Annotated in this window: 22 protein-coding genes and 1 tRNA gene; 16 read left to right on the plus strand and 7 right to left on the minus strand. The window is 64.9% G+C overall.

All coding sequences use genetic code 11. The features are described 5' to 3' along the window. Position 1 precedes the first annotated feature (1 nt). Positions 2–391 carry a CidA/LrgA family protein gene (locus QP803_RS17385; protein WP_284944737.1) on the minus strand — a complete coding sequence of 130 codons (390 nt, stop codon included), beginning with the start codon at positions 389–391 and terminating at the stop codon, positions 2–4. Positions 392–494: 103 nt separating this feature from the next. Here QP803_RS17385 and QP803_RS17390 point away from each other — a divergent pair, with 103 nt between their 5' ends. Both QP803_RS17390 and QP803_RS17395 read left to right on the plus strand, forming a co-directional pair. Then, positions 495–1217, plus strand: a complete 723-nt coding sequence (locus QP803_RS17390; RefSeq protein WP_284944738.1) for a DUF7168 domain-containing protein — start codon at positions 495–497, stop codon at positions 1215–1217. Next, a complete protein-coding gene (locus QP803_RS17395; RefSeq protein ID WP_284944739.1) occupies positions 1214–1672 on the plus strand; it encodes a hypothetical protein in 459 nt (152 codons plus the stop codon). Before QP803_RS17390 ends, QP803_RS17395 begins: the two co-directional genes overlap by 4 nt. A 22-nt stretch (positions 1673–1694) precedes the next feature. On the opposite strand, the gene QP803_RS17400 is transcribed toward QP803_RS17395, so the two are convergent. After that, positions 1695–2729, minus strand: a complete 1035-nt coding sequence (locus QP803_RS17400; protein ID WP_284944740.1) for an LLM class flavin-dependent oxidoreductase — start codon at positions 2727–2729, stop codon at positions 1695–1697. A gap of 191 nt (positions 2730–2920) precedes the next feature. Here QP803_RS17400 and QP803_RS17405 point away from each other — a divergent pair, with 191 nt between their 5' ends. Genes QP803_RS17405 through QP803_RS17420 form a run of 4 tightly spaced genes read left to right on the plus strand, consistent with a single transcriptional unit; the run spans position 2921 to position 6938 of the window. Next, the gene (locus tag QP803_RS17405; RefSeq protein WP_284944742.1) at positions 2921–3910 is read left to right on the plus strand and encodes an ABC transporter ATP-binding protein; all 990 of its coding nucleotides are present in this window, start codon (positions 2921–2923) and stop codon (positions 3908–3910) included. A gap of 25 nt (positions 3911–3935) precedes the next feature. Beyond that, positions 3936–5219, plus strand: a complete 1284-nt coding sequence (locus QP803_RS17410) for an ABC transporter substrate-binding protein (RefSeq protein ID WP_284944743.1) — start codon at positions 3936–3938, stop codon at positions 5217–5219. After that, positions 5216–6112: an ABC transporter permease gene (locus QP803_RS17415; protein WP_284944744.1), complete on the plus strand. Its 897-nt coding sequence runs from the start codon at positions 5216–5218 to the stop codon at positions 6110–6112. Before QP803_RS17410 ends, QP803_RS17415 begins: the two co-directional genes overlap by 4 nt. A gap of 1 nt (position 6113) precedes the next feature. Beyond that, a complete protein-coding gene (locus tag QP803_RS17420) occupies positions 6114–6938 on the plus strand; it encodes an ABC transporter permease (protein ID WP_284944745.1) in 825 nt (274 codons plus the stop codon). Between the two features lie 31 nt (positions 6939–6969). Here QP803_RS17420 and QP803_RS17425 read toward each other — a convergent pair whose 3' ends face one another. Beyond that, a complete protein-coding gene (locus tag QP803_RS17425) occupies positions 6970–7326 on the minus strand; it encodes an antibiotic biosynthesis monooxygenase family protein (protein WP_284944746.1) in 357 nt (118 codons plus the stop codon). A gap of 25 nt (positions 7327–7351) precedes the next feature. Then, positions 7352–8281: an NADP-dependent oxidoreductase gene (locus QP803_RS17430; protein WP_284944747.1), complete on the minus strand. Its 930-nt coding sequence runs from the start codon at positions 8279–8281 to the stop codon at positions 7352–7354. An 87-nt stretch (positions 8282–8368) separates the two neighbouring features. Here QP803_RS17430 and QP803_RS17435 point away from each other — a divergent pair, with 87 nt between their 5' ends. From QP803_RS17435 to QP803_RS17445, 3 genes are all read left to right on the plus strand, one after another. Beyond that, positions 8369–9292: a LysR family transcriptional regulator gene (locus tag QP803_RS17435; protein ID WP_284944748.1), complete on the plus strand. Its 924-nt coding sequence runs from the start codon at positions 8369–8371 to the stop codon at positions 9290–9292. Between the two features lie 109 nt (positions 9293–9401). Next, positions 9402–10868 carry a dihydropyrimidinase gene (hydA, locus tag QP803_RS17440; RefSeq protein ID WP_284944749.1) on the plus strand — a complete coding sequence of 489 codons (1467 nt, stop codon included), beginning with the start codon at positions 9402–9404 and terminating at the stop codon, positions 10866–10868. Beyond that, complete coding sequence (locus QP803_RS17445) at positions 10865–11278, plus strand: DUF3830 family protein (RefSeq protein ID WP_284944750.1); 414 nt, start codon at positions 10865–10867, stop codon at positions 11276–11278. Before hydA ends, QP803_RS17445 begins: the two co-directional genes overlap by 4 nt. 47 nt (positions 11279–11325) lie before the next feature. Here QP803_RS17445 and QP803_RS17450 read toward each other — a convergent pair. Both QP803_RS17450 and QP803_RS17455 read right to left on the minus strand, forming a co-directional pair. Further along, positions 11326–11412: transfer RNA gene (locus tag QP803_RS17450), tRNA-Leu, on the minus strand. A 13-nt stretch (positions 11413–11425) separates the two neighbouring features. Beyond that, positions 11426–12337 carry an NAD(P)-dependent oxidoreductase gene (locus QP803_RS17455; protein WP_284944751.1) on the minus strand — a complete coding sequence of 304 codons (912 nt, stop codon included), beginning with the start codon at positions 12335–12337 and terminating at the stop codon, positions 11426–11428. A gap of 238 nt (positions 12338–12575) precedes the next feature. Between QP803_RS17455 and QP803_RS17460 the strand changes: the two genes are divergently transcribed. Genes QP803_RS17460 through QP803_RS17470 form a run of 3 tightly spaced genes read left to right on the plus strand, consistent with a single transcriptional unit; the run spans position 12576 to position 17799 of the window. Then, positions 12576–14486, plus strand: a complete 1911-nt coding sequence (locus QP803_RS17460; RefSeq protein ID WP_284944752.1) for a transglycosylase domain-containing protein — start codon at positions 12576–12578, stop codon at positions 14484–14486. Next, positions 14483–15376: an alpha/beta fold hydrolase gene (locus tag QP803_RS17465; protein ID WP_284944753.1), complete on the plus strand. Its 894-nt coding sequence runs from the start codon at positions 14483–14485 to the stop codon at positions 15374–15376. Before QP803_RS17460 ends, QP803_RS17465 begins: the two co-directional genes overlap by 4 nt. Then, positions 15373–17799 (plus strand): hypothetical protein, encoded by a 2427-nt coding sequence (locus QP803_RS17470; protein WP_284944754.1) that lies wholly within the window; start codon positions 15373–15375, stop codon positions 17797–17799. The genes QP803_RS17465 and QP803_RS17470 overlap by 4 nt, the downstream gene beginning before the upstream one ends. Positions 17800–17939: 140 nt before the next feature. Here QP803_RS17470 and QP803_RS17475 read toward each other — a convergent pair whose 3' ends face one another. Beyond that, positions 17940–19217: an MFS transporter gene (locus QP803_RS17475; protein WP_284944755.1), complete on the minus strand. Its 1278-nt coding sequence runs from the start codon at positions 19215–19217 to the stop codon at positions 17940–17942. 179 nt (positions 19218–19396) lie between these two features. Between QP803_RS17475 and minC the strand changes: the two genes are divergently transcribed. The 4 genes from minC to QP803_RS17495 are packed head-to-tail and all read left to right on the plus strand — an operon-like array spanning position 19397 to position 22969. Beyond that, the gene (gene minC, locus QP803_RS17480) at positions 19397–20092 is read left to right on the plus strand and encodes a septum site-determining protein MinC (protein WP_284944756.1); all 696 of its coding nucleotides are present in this window, start codon (positions 19397–19399) and stop codon (positions 20090–20092) included. Between the two features lie 58 nt (positions 20093–20150). Next, on the plus strand, positions 20151–20966 hold the full coding sequence (minD, locus tag QP803_RS17485) for a septum site-determining protein MinD (RefSeq protein WP_284944757.1): 816 nt from the start codon (positions 20151–20153) through the stop codon (positions 20964–20966). Further along, a complete protein-coding gene (gene minE, locus QP803_RS17490) occupies positions 20963–21259 on the plus strand; it encodes a cell division topological specificity factor MinE (RefSeq protein WP_284944758.1) in 297 nt (98 codons plus the stop codon). The genes minD and minE overlap by 4 nt, the downstream gene beginning before the upstream one ends. A 24-nt stretch (positions 21260–21283) precedes the next feature. Continuing rightward, complete coding sequence (locus QP803_RS17495; protein ID WP_284944759.1) at positions 21284–22969, plus strand: flavin monoamine oxidase family protein; 1686 nt, start codon at positions 21284–21286, stop codon at positions 22967–22969. Positions 22970–23019: the final 50 nt, after the last annotated feature.

Below are 23019 nucleotides of genomic sequence, written 5' to 3' on the forward strand. Positions count from 1 at the left end.
CTCACACTTGCCCGCCGATATCGTCCGTCGTGAAGAGCTTAGAGGCCACCCGGAAGGCCGCGACGCTGACGAGAAGCGTGATGACCGTGGAGGCCACGATCGCGATCCCGAGGCCGACACCATAGCGTGCCAGCAGATCGAGGCGCTGCACCACGCCGACGCCGGCCGGCACGAAGAGCAAGGACAGGTTCTGCAACAAGCCGCGACAGACACCGGCGAGGGAGCCGTCCCGCGTTTCCCTTGGCACGAAGGGAATGTGATTGCGCAATAGAAGAAGCAGGAACAGCAGCACCATGCCGATTACCGGGCCGGGCACGGGCAGGTTTGTTGCCCGCGCCAAAACCTCCCCCAACAATTGGCAGAGCAGGAGCAGACAAAGGCTGACGACCATGGGACCCTCCCTCCGTCCCAAATGGTAGGGCGGAAGAGCGCAGCGTATTCCGCCAAACGCGGATTGAGATCAATGTCATCCCACCCCGACCAGGACTGAACCATTGAGCCAGAACGACGAACTCGCGCGGGTGAAGGCCCGCATCAAGGCGCTGACCGACCGCACCGTCGCGCGAGGCTGCACCGAGGCCGAGGCCATGGCCGCAGCCGAGATGGCCGGCCGGCTACTGGAACGCTACGCCCTGACGATGAGCGAAATCGACGTCCGGCAGGAACCCTGCGTGCAGGTGGAGGTGCCGCTCGGCGGCACCCGACGGCGCCCAATCGACGCCTGCGTGCCCGCCATCGCCCGCTTCTGCGACTGCAAGGTCTGGCTCGCCCGCGATCCCGTGCAGTCCCACTACGTCTTCTTCGGCTTCGAGACCGATGCCGGTCTCGCCGCCTATCTGTTCGCGGTCATAGATCGCGCCATCCGCACAGAACTCGCCCGCTTCCGGGACAGCGGCACCACGCTGGGCGGCACGGCCCTGCGCCGCGCCATCGGCAGTTTCCAGCACGGCATGGCGGCGCGGGTCGTCGAGCGGCTGGAGGGGATGCATGAGCAGCGCGAAAACGCTGTCGCGGCGCAACGCCCAACCGGCACGGCATTGACCATCGTCCGCCATCAGGTCGTGGAAGATGCGTTTCGCGCGACGAAGGTGCGGCTACAATCGATGCCCGGCCTGACTCAGCGCCGTAACGCTGCCTTCCATGCCGGCCGCGCAGCCGGTGAGCGCGTCAACCTCAACCGCCCCGTCGGCGGTGGCGACACCGCCCGACTGCGGTGACGGAACGCGATTCGCAGCGCAGCCGGGTCTATGCCTGGGAGGATCGGGTCGTGGCCGCCAAGGATCCCAGCCAGATCGCGTTCGCCGCTGCGCAGGGGATGATCGACGCCATCTGGGCGGAGATGGGGTTGCTCTATCCGCCCCGTGCGGCCCCGATGCCGGCCCAGGCGCGGCGGCGCATCGCGGATGCCAATCGCCTCACGCTGCGCTTGCAGGCCACGACGCCGTCATGGTGCCTGCTGCACGAACTCGCCCATGCGATGACGACGACCCATGACGGGGTGTCGGATGGCCATGGGCCGGCGTTCATGGGCGTCTATGTGACGCTGCTCGGACGGTATTTAAGGTTGGACGAGGCGGCTTTGATCCAGAGCGCACGGGATGCGGGCATCCAAGTGACGCCGGACGCAAAGCCGGTCTTCGCGGATGCGTTGATTCGTCATCCACGGGCTTGACCCGTGGATGACGAAAAACCGCCTACGCCGCGCGCTGCGTTGCGCCGACGATCGTGGGCCAAACATCCGCGAGGATCGAAAACGACTGCTTCCGCGCCGCATGGTCGAAGATATTCGCCGTGGCGATCAACTCATTCACGCCGGTCTGAGCCACAAACGCCTCCAGCCCCCGCCGCACCGTCTCGGGCGCGCCGACGCAGGCGTAGCGGAAGGTGCGGCCGAGCGCGGGCCGCGCGAATTGCAGCTCCTCAGACTCTGGGTCGATCGGCGCCGGCAGCTTGCGCGGCTGGCCGGTGCGCAGCGCAATGAAGGCCTGCTCCAGGGATGTGAACAGCCGCTTCGCCTCGGCATCCGTGTCGGCCGCGAAGACGTTGATACAGGCGACGGCATAGGGCGTCGCAAGCTGCTCGGACGGCCGAAAACCGCTGCGATAGATATCCAGCGCCTGCATCAGGGCATCGGGCGCGAAATGGGAGGCGAAGGCGAAGGGCAGCCCGAGATGCGCCGCGAGCTGCGCGCCAAACAAGCTCGACCCCAGGATCCAGATCGGCACATTCAACCCGCGACCGGGAATGGCGCTGATCGCCTGATTCGGCTCACCCGGACCGAAATAGTGCTGCAACTCCATCACGTCGCGCGGAAAGCTGTCGGCGGCGGCATTGATGTCACGCCGCATCGCCTGGGCCGTGATCTGGTCAGCGCCCGGCGCGCGACCCAGACCGAGGTCGATGCGACCGGGATGCAGCGCCGCCAGGGTGCCGAACTGCTCGGCGATCACCAGGGGTGAATGATTGGGCAGCATGATGCCACCGGAACCGACGCGGATGGTGCTGGTGCCGTCCGCCACATAGCCGACGGCGACCGCGGTCGCGGCGCTGGCGATGCCGGGCATATTGTGGTGCTCGGCCAGCCAGAAGCGCTTGAAGCCCAGACCCTCGACGTGGCGCGCAAGGTCCCGCGCGTTGCGAAGCGCCTGGGTGGCGTCGTTGCCCTCGGCAATGGGCGCCAGATCGAGCACGGACAGCGGCAAGCCGGAGGCGGAGAGTAAGGGGGTCATGGCAAACACCTCGATCGTGACAGCTTCAAGCAAATCGGCATGCGCCCCGCAGTCTACAACCGCTTTTGGCCCGAAGGCGACATCAGGGCAGGCCTGTCGCCACCGCGGAAATGGCACAGGCTTTGCATCGATTCCCTGTTGCAACATGCCGCGTTGAGGCGTGCCACGAGCGACGGGGGAACGGGCTCATCATGGAATCGGCTGCCTCGGATGTCGAACTCGTCGCGGTCACCAAGCGGTACGGCAATACGGCTGCGGTCTCGGACATCTCGCTCCGCATTCCCAAGGGCACCTATTGCTGCCTGCTCGGCCCCTCCGGCTGCGGCAAGACCAGCACGCTGCGGATGATCGCGGGGCATGAGGCGATCAGCGACGGGGATGTCATCATCGGCGGCGTCAATGTCGGTGATTTGCCGCCGGTCAAGCGCGGCACCTCGATGATGTTTCAAAGCTACGCCCTATTTCCGCATCTCAATTGCCTCGACAACGTCGCCTTCGGCTTGAAGATGCGTGGCGTCGGCAAGACCGAACGCAGGGCACGCGCCCATGAATTGCTCACCATGGTGCGCATGGACAGCTATGCGACGCGCCTGCCGGCCCAGCTGTCGGGCGGCCAGCAGCAACGCGTGGCGCTGGCCCGCGCGCTGATCACCCGGCCGCAGGTTCTGCTGCTGGATGAGCCCTTGTCGGCGCTCGACCCCTTCCTGCGCGGCCATATGCGCGAGGAGCTGAAGCGGTTGCAGCGGGAATTCGGCATCAGCTTCATCCATGTGACGCATAGCCAGGAGGAGGCGCTGGCCCTCGCCGATCTGGTGGTCGTCATGGATCACGGCCGCATCGTGCAGCATGGCACGCCGCGCGACATTTTCGACGCGCCAGCCACCGCCTTCATCGCCCGTTTCATGGGCGGCCATAACGTGATCGATCAGGACGGCGGCATGATCGCCGTGCGGTCGGACCGCTGCCGCCTGATGCCGGCCACGACGAACGAGGGCTTGGCCGGCGATGTCTCAGCTATCGAGTATCTCGGTGCCACCGTGAAGGTCGTGCTCACCACACCGGCCGGGGGCGAGATCGTCGCGGTCCTGCCCGACGATCGATATTTCGCGGAGCCATTCTCCGTGGGAGATGCGGTGCGCCTCGTCTGGGCGCCGCAGGATCAACACGCGCTTCAATCCTGACCCAGAAAACATCACAGGAGACGGTATGACAAAGACCCCCTCGCTTCCGCGCCGCGCCTTGCTCAAAGGCACGGCCGCCGTTGTCGGCGCCGCCGTCGGTAGTGGCGCGATCACCGGCTTCCCGATGATCTGGGCGCAGAACATCAAGAACATCACCCTCCGCCAGTTCGGCACGGGCGTGTCGAACCTCAATGCCATCGCCGACCGCTGCAAGGCCGAAACCGGCATTACGCTGCAAATGACGGCCATGGACACGGACGCCGCCGCCCAGCGCGCCGTGACGCAGCCGCATAGCTACGACATCGCCGATATCGAGTATTTCACGGTGAAGAAGGTCTTCCCGACCGGCGTTCTGCAGCCGCTCGATATCAAGAAGATCAAGTATTACGACGACATCGTGCCCCTGTTCAAAACCGGCAAGGTGACGCCCACGGCGTCCGTCGGTCAGGGCACGGCCCCTTGCCGCGTCAGCTATGTCGAAGGGGCGTCCTCGACGAAATTTGCACCGGCCCCGACCGAGTGGATGACGCTGATCCCCACCATCTATAATGCCGATACGCTCGGCATCCGCCCCGACCTCGTCGGCAAGCCGATCAAGAACTGGCGTGAGCTGGTCGATCCCGCCTTCAAGGGCAAGGCCGCCATCATCAACATCCCCTCGATCGGCATCATGGACGCCGCCATGACGATCGAAAGCCTGGGCATGATGAAATATGGCGACAAGGGCAATATGACGAAGCCCGAGATCGACAAGACCATCGCCTTCCTCATCCAGCAGAAGAAGGCCGGCCAGTTCCGCGCCTTCTGGAAGAGCTTCGAGGAGAGCGTCGATCTGATGTCCTCGGGTGAGGTCGTCATCCAGTCGATGTGGTCCCCGGCCGTCACGGCCGTGCGCTCCAAGGGCATTCCCTGCGTCTTCCAGCCGCTGGAAGAAGGCTATCGCGGCTGGGGCGGCGGGCTTGGCATCGCCAAGCACCTCACCGGGCTGGAGCGTGATGCGGCCTATGAATACATCAACTGGTACCTGTCCGGCTGGACCGGCGCCTATCTCAATCGACAAGGCTATTACTCTGCCGTTCTGACCACGGCCCAGAAGTTCATGTCGCCCAACGAATGGGGCTATTGGATGGAAGGAAAGGCCGCGACCGCGCCGATCATGAGCCCGGAAGGCGCCCAGATTGCCAAGATTGGCGATTTGCGTGACGGCGGGTCCTATTACGATCGCATCGGTCACATCGCCTGCTGGAATTCGGTCATGGATCAGGACCGTTACCTGATTCAGAAGTGGAATGAGTTCTCCGTCGCGTGAGCGTGACGACAACATCGTCCGGTCGTCTGAAACGCCGAACCGAGGGGGCAAGCCCCCTCGGTTCGTGGCTGCTCGCGGGCCCCATGACACTGGTGCTCGCGATCTTCCTCGTGATCCCAATCCTGATGCTCATCGTGGTGAGCTTCCTCGACTATAATTCGGTGCAGATTCTCTGGAGCTTCGTCATCCAGAACTACATCGACGCGCTGAGTTCCGGCACGACGTACAAGACCTTCGCCGTCACCATCGAATACGCCGTCATCACCTGGCTCATCACCGTGACCGTCGGTTTCTGGATCGCCTACTTTCTCGCCTTCGAGGTCCGCAGCACGACCTGGCAGATGGCTTTGTTCCTGCTGTGTTCGGTGCCTTTCCTGACCTCGAACATCATCCGCACCATTTCATGGATTCCGGCGCTCGGCCGCAACGGCATCGTCAATACGCTGCTGCTGCATCTGCACGTCATCCATCAGCCCCTCACCTTCCTGCTCTATAGCAAGTTCGCCATCATCCTGGCCTTCGTGCATCTCGACACGCTGTTCATGATCACGCCGATCTTCAATTCCATGATGCGCATCGACCGCACGCTGATCGAAGCGGCCCGCGATAATGGCGCCGGCTTCTGGCGCACCATTTCCAACGTCATTCTGCCCCTGTCCAAAAGCGGCATCGGCATCGGCACGATCTTCGTCATTACCCTCGTCATGGGCGATTTCGTGAGCGTCAGCATCATGGGCGGCGGCCAGAGCGCATCCGTCGGCATCATGATTCAGAACGAGATTTCGCTGCTTCAATATCCGGCGGCAGCGGCCAATTCGGTCATTCTCCTCGCCATCGTGCTGATCATGGTCTTCCTGATTCTGCGCGTCATCGACATCCGCAAGGAGCTTTGACATGGGCAGCGAACGGCGCGGCCTGTCCTTCTATATCCTTGCCGTGCTCTTCGCGGTCTTCGTGCTGTTCCTGTATGGGCCGATCGCCACCATCGTCGTGTTGTCCTTTCAAGGACCGAATGGCGGCCTGACTTTCCCGATGAACGGCGTCTCGCTGCATTGGTTCCACGCCCTGTTCCAACAGCAGATGGTGGGGGATTTCGGCGGCGCCGTCACACGGTCGCTCATCCTCGCGCTGATGGTGATGGTCGCGAATGTCGTGCTCGCCGTCGCCGGCGGCATGGCCTTCCGCCGCCGCTTCCGGGGCGCCACGCTGCTGTTCTACCTGGTGATCGCCAGCCTGATCGTGCCGTCCCTTCTCGTCAGCCTCGGCATCGGCTTGTTCTTCAGCCAGATCGGCATCGACCCCGCCTGGTACAGTTCGGCCTTCGGCGCGCAGCTCACCTGGACCCTGCCCTTCGGCCTGCTGATCATGTTCGCCGTGTTCAACCGCTTCAACAAATCCTGGGAGGAGGCAGCGCGGGACCTCGGCGCCGGCCCCTGGCGCAGCTTCTTCCATGTCGTGCTGCCGATCATCCTGCCCGGCGTCGTCGGCATCGCGCTGTTCGGTTTCTCCCTGTCCTATGACGAGTTTCCGCGCACCATGATGACCGCCGGCGACAGCAACACGCTGCCGCTGGAGGTATTTGCGATGACCGCCAATGTCACCACGCCGGTGATCTACGCCCTCGGCACGCTCACCACTGCCTTCTCGGCCATCATCATCGTCGGCGCCTTGACCACCATGGCGATCCTGCGCAAACGCCGGCTGGCACGGGCGATATAGACCCAGGCCGAACGGATCTCACCGATCGCCGTCAGGACGCCGCGACAGAGTGGCGGAGCTGATATTGGATCGGCGTGAAGCTGTCCGCGATCAGACCAGCCTCACCCATACGCTCCATCACGCCGGGATAATCCCGCGCGGTCGCGATCGCCTCGCCGCTCTGCCACTGGGCGTAGTTGACCACGCGGGTACGATCGAGGCTCACATGGAGATTGGCGGAGACGAAGCCGGGAACGTGCCGAATGATCTCATCGGTCGCACGCAGCAAATAGTCCAGCAATGCCTCGGCACGATCCGGCGCGACCAGGTAGGTGTTGATGATCGTGACGGAACTGTCGCCGGGGTCGAGCGTTGTGAGGCGCAGGCCGGCGGTGGGCTCGGTGCTCATGGTGATTTGCCTTGGTATGAGAGCGCTACAGAGTGAAATCGACGACGACCTTGCCGGGGCCGTGACCGGTCCGGGTGCGTTCGATGGCGGCCGGCAGATCGGCGCGGCCGAACACCTCCGCAACCCTGGATTTCAGACGACCGTCGGCAACATCCTGCGCGATCCGCGCCAATGTCTCCGGATCAGGCCGGACCACCATGAATATCCCTCGTGCCCCAGCGGGCGCACGGGCGGTGATGTCAGGGGCGGCGACGCTGACAATGGCGCCGTCTCGCGCAAGCACGCTCCAAGACCGATCGAGCGTCTCTCCACCCACGAGGTCGAGAACCAAATCGACCGTGCCGACCAGATCCTCGAAGCGCTCGGCCCGATAGTCGATCACCGTGTCGGCGCCGAGCTCCGCCACATAATCCCGGCTGGTTGCCGAGGCCGTCGCCCAAACGGTTGCGCCCGCCGCCTTGGCAAATTGCACCGCGAAACCGCCGACGCCACCCGCCGCGCCATGGACCAGCACTGTCATGCCGGGGCGTGGCTCGGCCGCCGCGCGCAGCAACTGCCATGCTGTGGTCGAGGCGATCGGCAAGGACGCCGCCATCACGTCGGACAGCGCATCCGGCGTACGACACAGCGTGTCCTCGTCCACCACGATACTGTCCGCATACATCCCGAGGCGCGGAAAGCCGATCACCCGGTCTCCGACCATGAACCGAGATGCACCTGCACCCAGCGCCATCACGACGCCTGCGAGTTCGCTACCGATCGTCGTCGGGAACTCCAGCGGATAGGCTTGCCGCAGGTAACCCTCGCGCAGCTTCCAGTCGAATGGATTGGCGCCGACGGCCTTGACCGCCACCAGAACCTGACCAGGGCCCGCGGTCGGGATCGGCACGTCATCGAGGTGAAGCACCTCCGGACCGCCATAGGCGTGAATACGATAGGCTTGATTGTCCGGCATGATCTGTCTCCGCTTTCGAGGCCGTAAGCATCGGCTGAGTGAGACATGCGGCTTGGCGGTTCATCGATCCAATGGCATGTTTGCAGAATGTCGATGCAGCAAATCGATCTCACGCGGACCGACTTGAACCTGCTCGTGGTCTTCCAGGCCTTGATGGAGGAGCGCCACGTCGGTCGCGCCGCCGCCCGCCTCTGCCTCTCGCAATCAGCGACGAGCCACGCGCTGGGTCGTTTGCGGGATCTGCTGGCGGACCCGCTGTTTGTCCGACATCCGCGTGGCGTCGAACCCACAATACGGGCGCGGGCCCTCGCCGAACCGATCGCCGAGGCGCTGGCGCGGATGCGGGCGATTGTCACGCCCGCGCTGCCCTTCGACCCCACCCGGCTGCGGCGCAGCTTCAGGATCGCGGCGCATGACTTCTCCGTCTTGACGCTGCTCGTGCCCTTGATGGCCGAACTAAGGACGCGGGCGCCGGGGGTCGATCTGCGAACGTTCCCGGCAAATCCTGAGTCCGCCGTCGCCTTGCTCGACCGGGGGGAACTCGATTTCGCGCTTGGTGCCTATCCTGAGGTGACGTCGCACCGCGTTCAGCGCACGCCGCTGTTTATCGAGTCATTCGTCGGCGCTGTCCGGCTCGGGCATCCGCACCTGCGGCGTGGCCGCATCACATTGCAGGATTTCGCTGACCTTCCGCATGCCCTGGTCTCGCCGGGCGGCGGCACGCATGGCCAGGTCGACGACGTTCTGGCCCCGCTCGGCCTGCGGCGGCACGTCGCTATCACGGTCAACCAATTCCTGACGTTGCCCTTCCTGATCGGCTCGAGCGACATGGTCGGCGTGCTGCCCAAACGGGTGGCCGATCGGATGGCCGAGACCGCAGGCTTGACGATCTTCCCGCTTCCCTTCGACATAGAACCCTTCGCCGTCTGCATGCTGGGCCTGGCGCAACTCGCGGAGCTGCCGGATCTCGCCTGGATCAGATCCCTCCTCCAGGAGGTATCGGCGCTATGAGCGTCCGCTCCCGAAATGCCGAGACCTCGGCGCGAAGCTTTGCGGGCGAGGAGAGCCGGTTTGGATACAAGCACGCACGGGCGATATGGATCGGCGTAGAGGTATGAGCATGGCTGACTACGATTGTGTGGTGCGCGGCGGCACCGTCGTCACCGCGTCGGACGCCTATCGCGCGGATGTCGGCATTCGCGCCGGTCGCATCGCGGCGGTCGGCCAGAACCTGACCGGTGCGCAGACGGTCGATGCCGGCGGGCTGCTGGTGCTGCCGGGCGGCGTCGATACCCATTGCCATATCGAACAGTTGCGCGCCGAGGGCGGCACGGACGAGGAAACCTTCGCCAGCGGCAGCCATGCGGCGCTGCTCGGCGGCACCACCACCGCCATCACCTTCTCGACCCAGTTCAAGGGCCATCCCATCGGCCCAACGCTGGACGCCTATCGCCTGCTCGCCCGCGCATCGGCCATCGATTACAGCTTCCACCAGATCATCACCGACCCGACCGATGCGGTGCTCGCCGAAATCCCCGGCATCGTCGCGCGCGGCATTCGCAGCCTCAAGGTCTTCCTGACCTACGATCCCTTCCACCTCGATGACGGGCAGTATCTGCAAGTCCTCGCCGCCGCCCGCCGCTGCGGTGCGCTCGTCACGGTGCATTGCGAGAATTACGACGCCATCGACTGGCGGTCGAAGGCGCTCATCGCCGATGGCCGCACGGCGCCGAAATACCATGCCTGGTCACGACCGGTGGAAGTGGAGCGGGAAGCCACTTACCGCGCCATCACCCTGGCCGAACTCGTGGATACGCCGATCCAGATCTTCCACGTCTCTTGCGCCGAAGTCGCGAAGGAGATCGCCCGCGCCCAGGCGCGCGGCGTGAAGGTCTGGGCCGAAACCTGCCCGCAATATCTGACGCTGACGGCCGATGACATGGATCGGCCGGGCTTCGAGGGCGCGAAGTTCATGTGCAGCCCGGCGCCACGAGATAAGGCGGCGCAGGCGGGTCTGTGGGACACCATCCGGCGCGGCACCATCGACGTCATCTCGTCAGACCACAGCGGCTTCGGTTTTACGGGCGATCGCGGCAAGCGCATGCACGGCACGGACGTGCCCTTCACGCAAATCCTCAATGGCGTCCCCGGCGTTACCGCGCGGCTGCCGCTGATCTTCAGTGAGGGCGTGGCGACCGGCCGCATCGGCGTCACCGATTTCGTGCGTCTGACGGCCACCCAGCCCGCGCGGCTGTTCGGCCTCACCCGCAAGGGCCGCATCGCGCCCGGTGCCGACGCCGATATCGTGCTGTGGGATCCGCAGCGGCGCGTGACGCTGACCAATGCCGTGATGGGCCATGCCATCGACTACACGCCCTATGAGGGACGCGACGTCACCGGCTGGCCCGAAGCCGTGATGCTACGGGGACAGATGGCGATGCAATCGGGTAAGGTGGTTGCCGCGCCGGGCAGCGGCCGCTTCATCGGTCGCGCGCCCTATGACTTCATTAAGCCGACCGGCCGCCTGCCGAACGGCTTCGACGCCGCCGCCATGGCCATCGGCCCATCCGGAAAGACGATCGTATGAGCCTGATCCGTATCACCGCCGGCGATTTTTCATTCGCCGCACGCTTCGAGGAGACCGCCGCGCCAAAGACAGTCGCGGCCTTCCGCACCATGCTGCCCTATCGCGAATCGCTCATTCATGTGCGGTGGAGCGGCGAGGCCTGCTGGATTCCCATGGGCGATTACGATCTCGGCCTCGGGGCCGAGAATGCCACCAGCTATCCCGCGCCGGGCCATGTCATCCTCTATCCGGGCGGCATCAGCGAAACCGAAATCCTGATTGCCTATGGCCCCTGCTGCTTCGCGAGCAAGGCGGGTCAGCTCGCCGGTAATCATTTCCTGACCATCACCGAAGGTCTCGACGATCTCGCGACTTTGGGTCGCCTCACGCTGCGTCAGGGTGCGCAGCCGATCACCTTCGCCGTGGAATAGTAAAACCGTCATCCACGCATTTGATGCGCGGATGACGGTAAAAAAATTGGTGCGGACGGCGGGGATCGAACCCGCACTCCCATCCGGGAGGCAGATTTTAAGTCTGCTGCGTCTACCGGTTCCGCCACGTCCGCACGCCCTCTATCCTTAGCTGGCGGCGAGGCCCTTGGCGATATCCAACCCCATGCGCAACAGCGTGTCCGTGGCCTCCGGCGTGCTGAAGCCCTGATGCGGCGTCAGCGTCACATTCGGCAGCGTGGCCAGCACGTCACCCTGCACCAGCGGCTCGGAATCGAACACATCCAGCGCCGCATGACGCAGCTGCCCGCTCTTGAGTGCCGCGACCATGGCCGCCGTGTCGATCAAGCCCGCCCGCGCCGTGTTCACCAGAATGGCGCCCGGCCGCATCTGCGCGATATGCGTGGCATCCAGCCGACCGCGCGTCTCCTCCGTCAGCAGCAGATGCATCGACAGCACGTGGCTTTCGGCGAGCAGCGTCTCCACGTCCACGAATTCGACGCCGGTATAGGTGCGTGGCGTGCGGTTCCAGGCGATCACGCGCATGCCGCTGCCGACCGCGATCCGCGCGACCTCGGCCGCGATGCCGCCGAAGCCGAACAGGCCAAGCGTCTTGCCCGTGAGCTGAAGGCCCTCGGCACTCGACCACGCGCCCGCCCGAATATCCCGATCGAGGCGCGCGATATCCCGCGCGGCGGCCCAGATCAGGGCGATGGTATGTTCCGCCACTGCGGTGTCGCCGTAACCGCGAATGGTATGGACGGTGATGCCCAACGCCTCAATCGCCTCGATATCCATGTAGGACCGTGCGCCGGTACCAAGGAAGATGATGTGCTTCAGCCCGTCGCACTGCGCGATGGCCTCGGTCGGCAGGAAGGTGTGGTCGTTGAGCATGAAGTCATGGCCCGAGATCAGGCCGGGTAGCATGTCCGCCGTAATATGCGCGTGCTCATGGACCGTGACCGGCGGATCACCCGCCTCCGACACGCGGGTGAAAACATCGGCCATGCCTCCGCTCGCATCCGCATAGATACCCTTCATGCCGTCTCTCCTGGTCGTTCAGCTCTAAAGTTCAGGTTAGTCCGTCATCCAATTGTCCCGTCATGCTCGGCGAAGGCCTAGCATGACGCGTGGTTGGAAGCGTCAACCTCAACGATCAGCGGCTAGGCTGCGGCCCATGGAGGATTTGAGCAAGCGGTGGCATCGGCTTTTCCTTGACTGTGACGGTGGCTTGCGGTCATGGTTCATTGGACCTGCCGGGTGATAACGCGCTTCCTTCATGTATCACATCAACTCGGGAGCGCCTCGGCCGCCAAGCTCGGCGATACCGGCATCGGCCGATTACACGGTCTCCCCCTTCCCCCCCATCAGATATTACACCTACCCGGAACCGCCGATTGTGGAGGTGCCGCCCGCGCCACCACGCCCGCGCCGCAGGGTGCGCGGTTTCGGCCGGTTGCTATGGTGGGCACTCATGCTCACCGTCTGGGGCGGCCTCGCCATCGCCCTCGTGCTGCTCTGGTTCACCTGGGACATGCCGCGTCCCTCCTCGGCGGTCGGCTCGCTGCGCCGTCCGTCCTTAGTGTTGACGGACCAAACCGGCCGCAGCTTCACCCATTTCGGCGATCTCTCGGGCAGCATCCTGACCTTGCAGACCGTACCGGCGACCCTGCCAGAGGCCTTGGTGGCGGTGGAAGACCGCCGCTTCTGGCAGCATGGCGGACTCGATCTGATCGGCATGGCCCGCGCCGTGGTGGTCGATCTCGTCTCGGGCCGCGTCGTGCAGGGCGGCTCGACGCTGACCCAGCAAGTGGCGAAGACGCTGTTCCTGAGCAATGCCCGCACGCTGCGGCGCAAGGTGCAGGAACTGCTGCTGACGCTGTGGCTGACGCATCATTTCACGCCGAGCGAAATCCTCGAAATCTATCTCAACCGCGTCTATCTCGGCGCCGGCGCCTGGGGCATGGATGCCGCCGCCCAAACCTATTTCGGCATTCCGGCCGCGCAGTTGAACCTCTGGCAATCGGCGATGCTGGCCGGCCTGCCCCGTGCGCCGTCCCGCTTCAATCCTCTTGCGGACCCCGAGGCCGCGACCGCCCGGACCAAGGAAGTGCTCGCCGCCATGGTGCGGTCGGGTGACATCACCCAGGCGCAATCGGATGCCGCGGCGAGCGCGATCAGCTTCGCGCCGCGCGCCGTGGGCGGCGATTACTGGTTCGCCTCTTGGGCGGCGCAGCAGGCCGGGCCGCTGATCCCGGCCGATACAGACTCAAAACTCGCCACCACCTTCGATCCACGTCTGCAAGCGGCAGCCCAGGCCGATCTCGCCGCTTTGCTCGCGGGTCCGGGTGCGGCGGCCAATGCGCATCAGGGCGCGGTCGTGGTGATGGACGCCGCGACCGGCGCCGTCCGCGCCCTGGTGGGCGGTTCCGAGGCCGGGCACAGCTTCTTCAACCGCGCCGTGCTGGCTCGGCGACAGCCCGGCTCCTCCTTCAAGCCCTTCGTCTGGCTCGGCGCGCTGATGCAGGGGATGCACCCCGACGATACGGTGCTGGACGCGCCGATCCACATCGGCAACTGGCATCCGGGCGATTACGAGCATCATTTCCGTGGCCCCGTCAGCCTGTCGACGGGCCTCGCCTTGTCGCTCAATACCGTTTCGGTGCGGCTGATGATCAAGGCGGGCGGCCCGCTTGTGGTGGCCGGCATCGCACGCCAGCTCGGCGTCATGGACCCGCTGCCGAATGACATGACCCTCGCTCTCGGCTCGGGCAGCGTCGGGCTGCTGGAAATGACCGGCGCCTATGCCACCTTCTTCAACGGCGGCCGGCGGGTGACGCCCCATGGCATCACCGCCTTGACGGCAGATGGGCATGACCTGGTGCCGCCACCGCCTGCGGCAGAGCCGGTGATCAGCCCGGAGTTGGCGGGCGAGATGCGCCAGATGCTGGGCGCTGTGGTGGCCTACGGCACCGGCACGGCCGCCGCCATTCCAGGCTATTTTGTCGGCGGCAAAACGGGTACGACGCAGGAAAGCAGGGACGTCTGGTTCATCGGCGGCGTCGATGGCCGCATCATCGGAATCTGGATCGGCAATGACGACAACAGCCCCATGTCGAAGGACACCGCCGGCGGCACTCTGCCGGCGACGCTGTTCCGCCAGATCGCCCTCGCCGTGACCCAGCCGTGATCGGGCGCCGAACGCTGGTGGGTGCCGCCGCTGCTTTCGCAAGCCTGCCGATGATGGCGGCCGAGGCGGAGGATGTCGCGGTCGCCAGTCGCAGTTTCCAAACGAGCGACGGCGTCTCCCTGCATTACCTGGATGCCACGCCGACACGCGGCGGCAATCCGCATCACGTTCTGGTCCTGGTGCCCGGCTGGACCATGCCGGCTTGGATCTTTGGGCCGCAGATTCTGTATTTCGCCCGCTTCTGCAGGGTGATCGCCTTCGATCCGCGCGGCCAAGGCGATTCCGAAGTGCCCGCCTTCGGCTATACCGCGGGCCGTCGAGGCCAAGATATCGCTGAGCTTCTCGCAGCCCTCCGCGTGCCGAAGGTGGTGCTGCTCGGCTGGTCCCTCGGCGTATTGGATAGCCTCGCCTTTGTCGCCTCCCATGGCGGCAGCCAGCTCTCCGGCCTCGTGCTGATCGACAATTCGGTCGGTGAGTTGCCGGCGCCCCACGCCGAACCCGTGACCCCGCGACGCCGCCATCAGCGGCCGGCGCCCTACCCCGTCACAATGAACGCCTTCGTGCGCGGCATGTTCCATACGCCGCAGCGCGAGGACTATCTCGAACGTCTGGTGCGCACGTGCCTGATCACGCCCGAATCCGCTGCGCGGGCGCTGCTGAACTATCAGGTGCCGCGCACCGTCTGGCATGACGCGGTCTATGCTGCGGGCGTTCCGATCCTCTATTGCGTACGCCCTGGGCTTGCGGGCCAGGCCGGTAATCTGGCGCGCAACGATCCGCAGGCTGAAAGCGTCATTTTCCCAACCGCCGGCCATGCCCTGTTCGTGGATGACGCCGGTCGCTTCAATGCGGTGCTCGCGCAATTCCTTCGCCAAAGAATTTGGACGTGATGGCCCTTCTTCCGCTGCTTCTCGTCTCCCTCGCCTCGACGGGGATCGAGATCGCGCTCACCCGCTACTTCGCCGTCGCCTCCTGGTCCGAATACGGATACTGGGTGATTTCCATCGTCATGGCGGGTTTCGCGCTGAGCGGCGTCTTCGTGGCCCTCGCGCGGGACTGGCTGGAACGGCATGCGGCCTGGCTCACCGCCTTCCTGCCGGCGGCGCTGATCGTCACGGCCGCAGCAGGCTATGCCCTGGTGATCCGCAATCCGTTCAATCCGCTGCAATTGCAGAATCCGGTCACGATCGCGCCGCAGATCCTGTTCATCGGCCTCTATTATGTCGAGCTGCTGCCCTTCTTCTTCCTCACCGGCATCTTCATCAGCCTCACGTTCGTGACCCGCCCGACGCAGACCACGCGCGTCTATGCCTTCGATCTCTGTGGTGCCGGCCTCGGCGCTCTGCTGACGCTGGCGCTCATGGCCGCCCTCCACCCGTTCCGACTGCTACCCGCGCTGCTAGTGCCTTTGGCGGCGATGGCGCTGTTCGTGCCGCGCTCCGCGCATCGGGCACTCGCCCTGGTCGCGGCCGCGCTCTGCCTGATCGGCGGCGAGGCTGTGTTGATCGGCGGCGATGTCGCGGCCTTCAACCAGTTCAAGCCGATCTACGCCCCGCTGCATACGCCGGGCGCCGTGGTCGCGCGGCAAACGCTGTCGCCTCGCGGCGTCTATACCCTGCTCGACGACTTTACCGAGCGTGTCGACACCGACCTGTCGAACGACAGCGCCATGATCAACATCCCAAGCCCGCCGCGCACCCTCGGCCTGTATCGGGACGGATCGCGCATCGCCGCCATTCCGAAGCCGGGCCCGCTCGATGCGCGCTATGCGCCCGGCACGCTCGCCGCCGCGCCCTATCTGCTGCTGAAACAGCCCCGCGTGCTGCTGCTCGGCAATGCCGGCGGCTGGGCGGCAGCCCAGGCCCGCGTTCTAGGGGCCGGCTCCATACTCGCCGATGAGCCCGATCCGGTCTTGAACGCGATGCTGACGCCGCAGCCGGGCGTGACGATCGCCGCCGCCAGCCCGCTCGCTCTGGCCCGCAGTGCCGCCCCCGGAAGCCTCGACCTGATCGAACTGTCGGATGGCTTTCTGGCCGCCGACCCCGCCAATACCACCGCCTTCACCAGCGGCGCGATCGCCGCCTACCTGGGCGTACTGAGCCCCCAGGGCATGATCTCGATCCCGGTCTCGATCCGCGATTTCCCGGTCTATGCCCTGCGCATGCTGGCGACGGTCCGCGCCGGCCTTCTCCATGCCGGCGTCGCGGATCCGGCGGCGCATGTCATGGTCTACCGCTCCGCCTGGAACGTGCGCATTCTGGTCGCCGCCCGGCCCTGGGACGCGGCGCGCATCAAGACCGTCGCGAAGTTCTGCGACGACCGCTCCTTCGACATGTCCTTCTATCCCGGCATCGACGTCGTCGCCCTGCGCACCAATATCTACAACGACCTGCCGGCGATCTCCTTCTCCAAGGGCGAGGTGGAGGACAGCACCACCGCGGACGACTCGATCGCCGATGAAGCGGTCGCGGTGCTGGCCGGCCAGCCGACCCAATCGGCGGCGGAGTTCGACTTGCGGCCACAGACGCTCGATCGGCCGATGTTCTACGACATCCTGCGTCTCGATCATCTCGGCACCATTCTGAAACGGCTGGAGATCCTGCCGCAGCAGGAGCTGGGGCCGCTGATCAACCTCGCCGTTCTCGGCCAGGCGCTGCTCATCGCCGTTGTCGTGCTGCTGCTGCCGCTGGCCGCATCGCGGCGCATCGGCACCCAGGGCGCGCCGATGCGCCGCGCCTTGCTGTATTTTCCCGCCCTAGGCCTCGGCTATCTGTTCGTGGAGATCGCGCTGATCGGCGAGGCGAGCCTCTACCTCGACGACGTCACCACAGCCTTCGCGCTCGTGCTGAGCGGCATGCTGATCTTCTCGGGTCTCGGCAGCATGGCCGCGAGCCACCGGTGGCTACGCCGGGCCTGGCCCGCGATCCTCGGCCTTCTCATCCTCAGCCTGGTGTTGTTGCCGAGGATCATCCTCGCCACCATCGGCTGGCCGCTGCCTGTCCGCTTGGGGCTTCTGGCGCTGTTGCTGGCGCCGCTATCCTTCGTGCTGGGCATGCCCTTTCCCATGGGCCTCGCCGAGGCCGCGAAGAAGGGGCGCGGCTTCCTGCCCTGGGCCTGGGCGCTGAACGGCGCCTTTTCGGTGATCGCGACGCCGCTGGCCAACCTTATCGCGACGGAGGTTGGGTTCCGCTTTCTGATCGGCGGGGCCGCCATCCTATATGGTCTCGCCTGGGTCAGCTTCCCGGCACTTGTCCCCGCCCGCGCCTGGTTCGGTATCGCGACACCGCGAACACGCAAAGCATCCCCGGTGTAGGGGTTAGGCAGCCAGGCACCGTCATCCGCGCACTTGATGCGCGAATCCATGGGCGCCGTCGCCAAGGAAGATGGATCCACGGGTCAAGCCCGTGGATGACGATTGGGATTTGGGCTGCGGATCGACGTAACCCTTCCGTCTTAACCCTGCGGCAACGGCCGCCCCTTCGTCTCCGCCATCATCGCCATCGCCGCCACACCCACGATCCCCGAACCGATCATGTACCAGGCTGGCGCCAGCGGGTCGTGGCTGACGCCGATCAACCAGGTCAGCACGAATTGCGTCGTGCCGCCGAAGACCGTCACCGCAAAGGCATAGGCCGTGGACAGGCCCGAGGCGCGGACGCTTTCGGGCAGGCTTTCCGGCACCGCGACGATGACGGCGGCACTGCTCAGCGATCCCAGCGCCGACATCAGCCCGGTCGTGAACAGCAGAGTCGTCAAGGACGCGTGGCCGTTCAGAAAGAGGAAGGCCGGGTAGATCGCGATGATCAGCACAATGCGCGGCAGCAGCATTACGATCTTCCGCCCATAGAGATCGGCGAGCCAACCGCCCAGCAGGGCGAAGACCAGCGTGGTGATGCCGCCGATCAGTGGGGCGGTGATGGCTGTCGGCGTATGAAGATGCAGCGCTGTCTCGGCATAGGTCGTCATATACAGACCGACATAGGTCGAGATGGTGCTGGTCATGATCGCCAGCAGGGCCAACAACAGCGGCACCGGATGGTTACTAAGCAGCCGCTTCAGCACCTGCCAACCGCTATCCCGCTTCACCCTGTCGCTGATCTGCGCCGTTTCCGGCAGGCGGCGGCGGATATAGAGGCCACCCGGCACGATCAGGAGGCCGAGGAGCAAGGCGATCCGCCAGCCCCATGCGGTCATCACCGTGCCCGACAGCAGATGCGACAGCGTGAAGCCGACGATGCCGGCGGTGAGCAGAGACGCACCCTGGCTGGCGATCTGCCAGCTCGCCAGCCGCCCGCGCCGATCGTCGGGCGCGATTTCTATGAGATAGGCCGTGGCGGGCCCCACCTCACCGCCTAGGGCGAAGCCCTGAAGCAGGCGCGCGGCCACCACCAGGATGGGCGCGGCATAGCCGATGGCGGCGAAGGACGGCGTCAGCGCCAGGATCAGCATCCCGAGCGCCATCAGCGTGATGGTCAGCATCATCGCCGGCTTGCGGCCGCGGTGGTCGGCGAAGGCACCGATCACCAGACCACCGAGCGGCCGCGTGACGAAACCGACACCGAAGGTCGCGACGGAGATCAGCAGGCTGACCACCGGGTCATGGCTCGGGAAGAAGGTCTTGCCGATCGCCACGGCAAAGAAGGCGTAGGTCGTGAAATCGTAGAATTCCAGGGCGTTGCCCAGGATGCAGGCGAAGACGATCTCCTTGGAGGGCGCGGGCTTTACGGTCATCGTCGAACTCCCCGCGCGATCGTCGCTGCCGTGAAACCTGGGCCAAGCGCCGGACGACGGCAAGCCGAGATTGCGCCTCACTCCCACATCTGGCAGTGGCTTGGCGGACACTCCCCATCATGTAGTGATCGCCACGGAAAATCGTTGACCTTTCCCCGACCGGGCGGTACCCGTTTGGCGTGACAAACGTCTCCCGCATCCGCCCCAATCTTCGAGTCCGTGGCCGGTCTTTCATGGCCTTCGTGCTGTCGCCCGATGCGCCGCTGCGCGATTGGCTCGGCGAACTCGACGCCCAGATCGAACGTTCGGCGACCTTCTTTGCCGGTCGCCCCATCGTGGTCGATCTTTCCTCGATTCCCCAGAACGACCCCGATCTGTCGACGCTGTTCGATGAGCTTCGCAACCGTGGCATTCGCGTCATCGGTGCCGAGGGCGCGGATGGGCTGACGCCCGCAGTGCAAGCCGTCGGCGGTCCCTTGATCGGCGGCCGGCCGCTTGGTCTGTATGAAGTGCCGGATGACCCACCGGATGCGCCGCCACCGCCCGAGCCGACATCAATGACGCTGGATCAGCCGGTGCGGTCCGGCCAGACGATTCTGTTTCCGCAAGGTGACCTCACCGTCAATGGCTCGGTCGCCTCGGGCGCCGAGATCATGGCGGGCGGCTCGATACATGTGTACGGTGTGTTGCGCGGTCGGGCGATCGCCGGCGTCACGGGCAATCAGCAGGCCCGGATCTTTTGCCGAAAGCTCGAAGCCGAACTCATTTCGATCGACGGACTCTACATGACCGCCGAGGATATGGAGACCTTTCGGGGCCGCTCCATCCAGGCGCGGCTCGAAGGTTCCTCGATCATCATTACCGAAATTAGCTAGTGGAGCTCCACAAGAGCGCTCGCTCAATCGGCACGAACGAAGACGTTAGGGGTTAAGGATGGCCAAGGTTCTGGTGGTGACTTCCGGCAAGGGCGGTGTTGGGAAGACGACATCCACGGCGGCCCTCGGCGCGGCGCTCGCGCAGTCCGGACAGAAGGTCGTGGTCGTGGATTTCGACGTCGGCTTGCGCAACCTCGACATCGTCATGGGCGCCGAACGTCGTGTCGTCTTCGACATGATCAATGTCATCCAGGGTGAGGCCAAGCTGTCCCAGGCGCTGATCCGCGACAAGCGAATCGAGTCGCTATCGATCCTTCCGGCATCGCAGACGCGCGACAAGGATGCGCTGACCAGCGAAGGCGTCGAGAAGATCATCGCCGAGCTGCGCACTATGTTCGACTGGGTGATCTGTGACAGTCCGGCCGGCATTGAGCGCGGCGCCAGCCTCGCCATGCATCACGCCGATGTCGCGGTCATCGTGACCAATCCCGAAGTCTCCTCCGTGCGCGACAGCGACCGCATCATCGGTCTGCTCGATAGCAAGACCGACAAGGCGGAGAAGGGTGAGCGCATCGAAAAGCATCTGCTGCTGACGCGCTATGACCCGGTGCGCGCGGCGCGTGGCGATATGCTGAAGACTGAGGATGTGCTCGAGATCCTGTCGATCCCCTTGCTCGGCATCATTCCCGAAAGCCCGGAAGTTCTGCGCGCCTCCAACCTCGGCACGCCGGTTGTGCTCAGCAATCCCGATGCCGCACCGTCGCGCGCTTATCTCGACGCCGCGCGTCGCTTGATGGGCGAAGAGGTGCCGATGACAGTGCCGGGTGAAAAGCGCAGCCTGATGACGAAGCTGTTCGGGCGGAGGGTCGCATGAGCCTGTTCGGCTTCCTCAGTCGTAAACCGACAGCGAATATCGCGCGCGATCGCCTGCAAATCCTGCTGGCCCATGAACGCGCCTCCTTCGGTAGCAACGGCGACCTCATCGCCATTCTGCAGGAGGAGATCCTGGCGGTCATCGCCAAGCACGTCGCGGTCGATCGGGACAAGGTTCAGGTGAAACTCGATCGTGGCGATTCCTTCTCAACGCTGGAGATCGGGGTTGAGATTCCACCCGGCCTGGCCGAACGCCAGCTCGCCGCCAAACGGGCGACGCTCCGCGCCTCCTGAGCGGCCTTCGCCGGAGGACGGCCGATGAGCGTGCTGCATGAAACCGACACCCGGGCATCCGCACCGCCGATCACGACCTTCGGGCCGGATTTCCCCTTCGCCTATGACGATTGGCTGTCCCATGCGGCCGGCCTCGGCCAACTGCCGGCGGCGGCCCATGGCACCGAGGTCGCCATCATCGGCGCCGGACTTTCAGGCATCATCGCCGCCCATGAGCTGATGAAGCTCGGCCTCCGTCCCGTCGTCTATGAGGCCGGGCGCATCGGCGGCCGATTGCGGTCGGAACCCTTCCATGGTGCGGAGGGCGTGATCGCTGAACTCGGCGGCATGCGCTTTCCGGTCTCCTCCACCGGCCTGTACCATTATATCGACGCCGTCGGCCTCGAGACCAAACCTTTCCCCAATCCGCTCGACGCCGCGACACCCTCGACGCTGATCGATCTCGAAGGCGAGCAGGTCTATGTCGAAGGCGCAGGCGCCCTGCCGCCGCTGCTGCGGGAAGTGTCCGACGCCTGGACCGAAGCGTTGGAGGTGGGGGCGGATTTCAAAGCCCTTCAGAACGCCGTCCGGCTGCGCGATGTGTCCACGCTGAAGGCGATCTGGAATCGCCTTGTGCCCCTGTGGGATGAGCGGACCTTTTATGATTTCATCGCATCCTCGGCGTCTTTTGCCAAAAAGTCATTTCGTCATCGCGAGATTTTCGGCCAGGTGGGATTCGGCACGGGCGGTTGGGACAGCGATTTCCCGAATTCGATGCTGGAGATTCTCCGCGTCGTCGTGACGGCGCAGGATGATCACCAGCGGATGATCGTGGGCGGCGCCGAGCAACTGCCCCGCAAACTCTGGCGCCTGGCGCCCAAGACTCTCGCGCATTGGCCGCGCGGCACCTCTGTCGCCTCGCTGCATGGCGGCGCGCCACGCCCCGGCGTCACCCGCATCGCGCGGGAGAGTGACGGTCGGCTGGCGCTAACCGATCGCTGGGGTGATACCCGACGCTATGGGGCCGTGATTTCGACCTGCCATTCCTGGCTGCTGACGACGCAGATCGATTGCGACGAGAGCTTGTTCTCCCAAAAGCTGTGGATGGCGCTGGATCGCACCCGCTATATGCAGTCCTCCAAAACCTTCGTGATGGTGGATAGACCTTTTTGGACCGACCGGGATGCTGCCACCGGGCGGCATGTCATGAGCATGACGCTGACGGATCGTATCACACGCGGAACCTATCTTTTCGACAATGGACCCGATCGGCCGTCGGTCATCTGCCTGTCCTATTCCTGGATGACGGATGCGATGAAGGTGCTCCCCCTGGATGCCGATAAGCGGGTGCGCCTGATGCTGAACGCGCTGCGTCAGATCTACCCCAAGGTCGATATCGCCTCTCATATCATCGGCGACCCCATCACCGTTTCATGGGAGAGCGACCCGAACTTCCTGGGCGCCTTCAAGGGCGCCCTGCCGGGCCATTACCGCTACAACCGGCGCATGTTCTGCCAGTTCATGCAGGATGGAATGCCGGCGGCGGAGCGGGGTCTGTTCTTGGCCGGGGACGGCATTTCCTTCACCCCCGCCTGGGCGGAAGGCGCTGTACAAACCGCTCTCAATGCGGTCTGGGGCGTGCTACACCATTTCGGTGGCGCAACGCATCTAGACAATCCAGGACCGGGCGATGGTTTCGATCGACTGGCACCCATCGCACTACCGGATTGATGATGATCGAACGATCATAATAGTGCTGTCGATCTTAGCGCTGCCACAGT

Source organism: Acidisoma sp. PAMC 29798 (assembly GCF_030252425.1).
Taxonomy (GTDB): Bacteria; Pseudomonadota; Alphaproteobacteria; order Acetobacterales; family Acetobacteraceae; genus Acidisoma; species Acidisoma cladoniae.

Excerpts from the sequence above, each read along its gene's own strand:
- minE (WP_284944758.1), top strand. The coding sequence starts at position 20,963 with ATGAGCCTGTTCGGCTTCCTCAGTCGTAAACCGACAGCGAATATCGCG.
- QP803_RS17410 (WP_284944743.1), top strand. The coding sequence starts at position 3,936 with ATGACAAAGACCCCCTCGCTTCCGCGCCGCGCCTTGCTCAAAGGCACG.
- QP803_RS17400 (WP_284944740.1), bottom strand. The coding sequence starts at position 2,729 with ATGACCCCCTTACTCTCCGCCTCCGGCTTGCCGCTGTCCGTGCTCGAT.
- QP803_RS17385 (WP_284944737.1), bottom strand. The coding sequence starts at position 391 with ATGGTCGTCAGCCTTTGTCTGCTCCTGCTCTGCCAATTGTTGGGGGAG.
- QP803_RS17495 (WP_284944759.1), top strand. The coding sequence starts at position 21,284 with ATGAGCGTGCTGCATGAAACCGACACCCGGGCATCCGCACCGCCGATC.
- minD (WP_284944757.1), top strand. The coding sequence starts at position 20,151 with ATGGCCAAGGTTCTGGTGGTGACTTCCGGCAAGGGCGGTGTTGGGAAG.
- QP803_RS17425 (WP_284944746.1), bottom strand. The coding sequence starts at position 7,326 with ATGAGCACCGAGCCCACCGCCGGCCTGCGCCTCACAACGCTCGACCCC.
- hydA (WP_284944749.1), top strand. The coding sequence starts at position 9,402 with ATGGCTGACTACGATTGTGTGGTGCGCGGCGGCACCGTCGTCACCGCG.
- QP803_RS17430 (WP_284944747.1), bottom strand. The coding sequence starts at position 8,281 with ATGCCGGACAATCAAGCCTATCGTATTCACGCCTATGGCGGTCCGGAG.
- QP803_RS17435 (WP_284944748.1), top strand. The coding sequence starts at position 8,369 with ATGTCGATGCAGCAAATCGATCTCACGCGGACCGACTTGAACCTGCTC.
- QP803_RS17445 (WP_284944750.1), top strand. The coding sequence starts at position 10,865 with ATGAGCCTGATCCGTATCACCGCCGGCGATTTTTCATTCGCCGCACGC.
- QP803_RS17475 (WP_284944755.1), bottom strand. The coding sequence starts at position 19,217 with ATGACCGTAAAGCCCGCGCCCTCCAAGGAGATCGTCTTCGCCTGCATC.
- QP803_RS17405 (WP_284944742.1), top strand. The coding sequence starts at position 2,921 with ATGGAATCGGCTGCCTCGGATGTCGAACTCGTCGCGGTCACCAAGCGG.
- QP803_RS17455 (WP_284944751.1), bottom strand. The coding sequence starts at position 12,337 with ATGAAGGGTATCTATGCGGATGCGAGCGGAGGCATGGCCGATGTTTTC.
- QP803_RS17460 (WP_284944752.1), top strand. The coding sequence starts at position 12,576 with ATGTATCACATCAACTCGGGAGCGCCTCGGCCGCCAAGCTCGGCGATA.
- QP803_RS17420 (WP_284944745.1), top strand. The coding sequence starts at position 6,114 with ATGGGCAGCGAACGGCGCGGCCTGTCCTTCTATATCCTTGCCGTGCTC.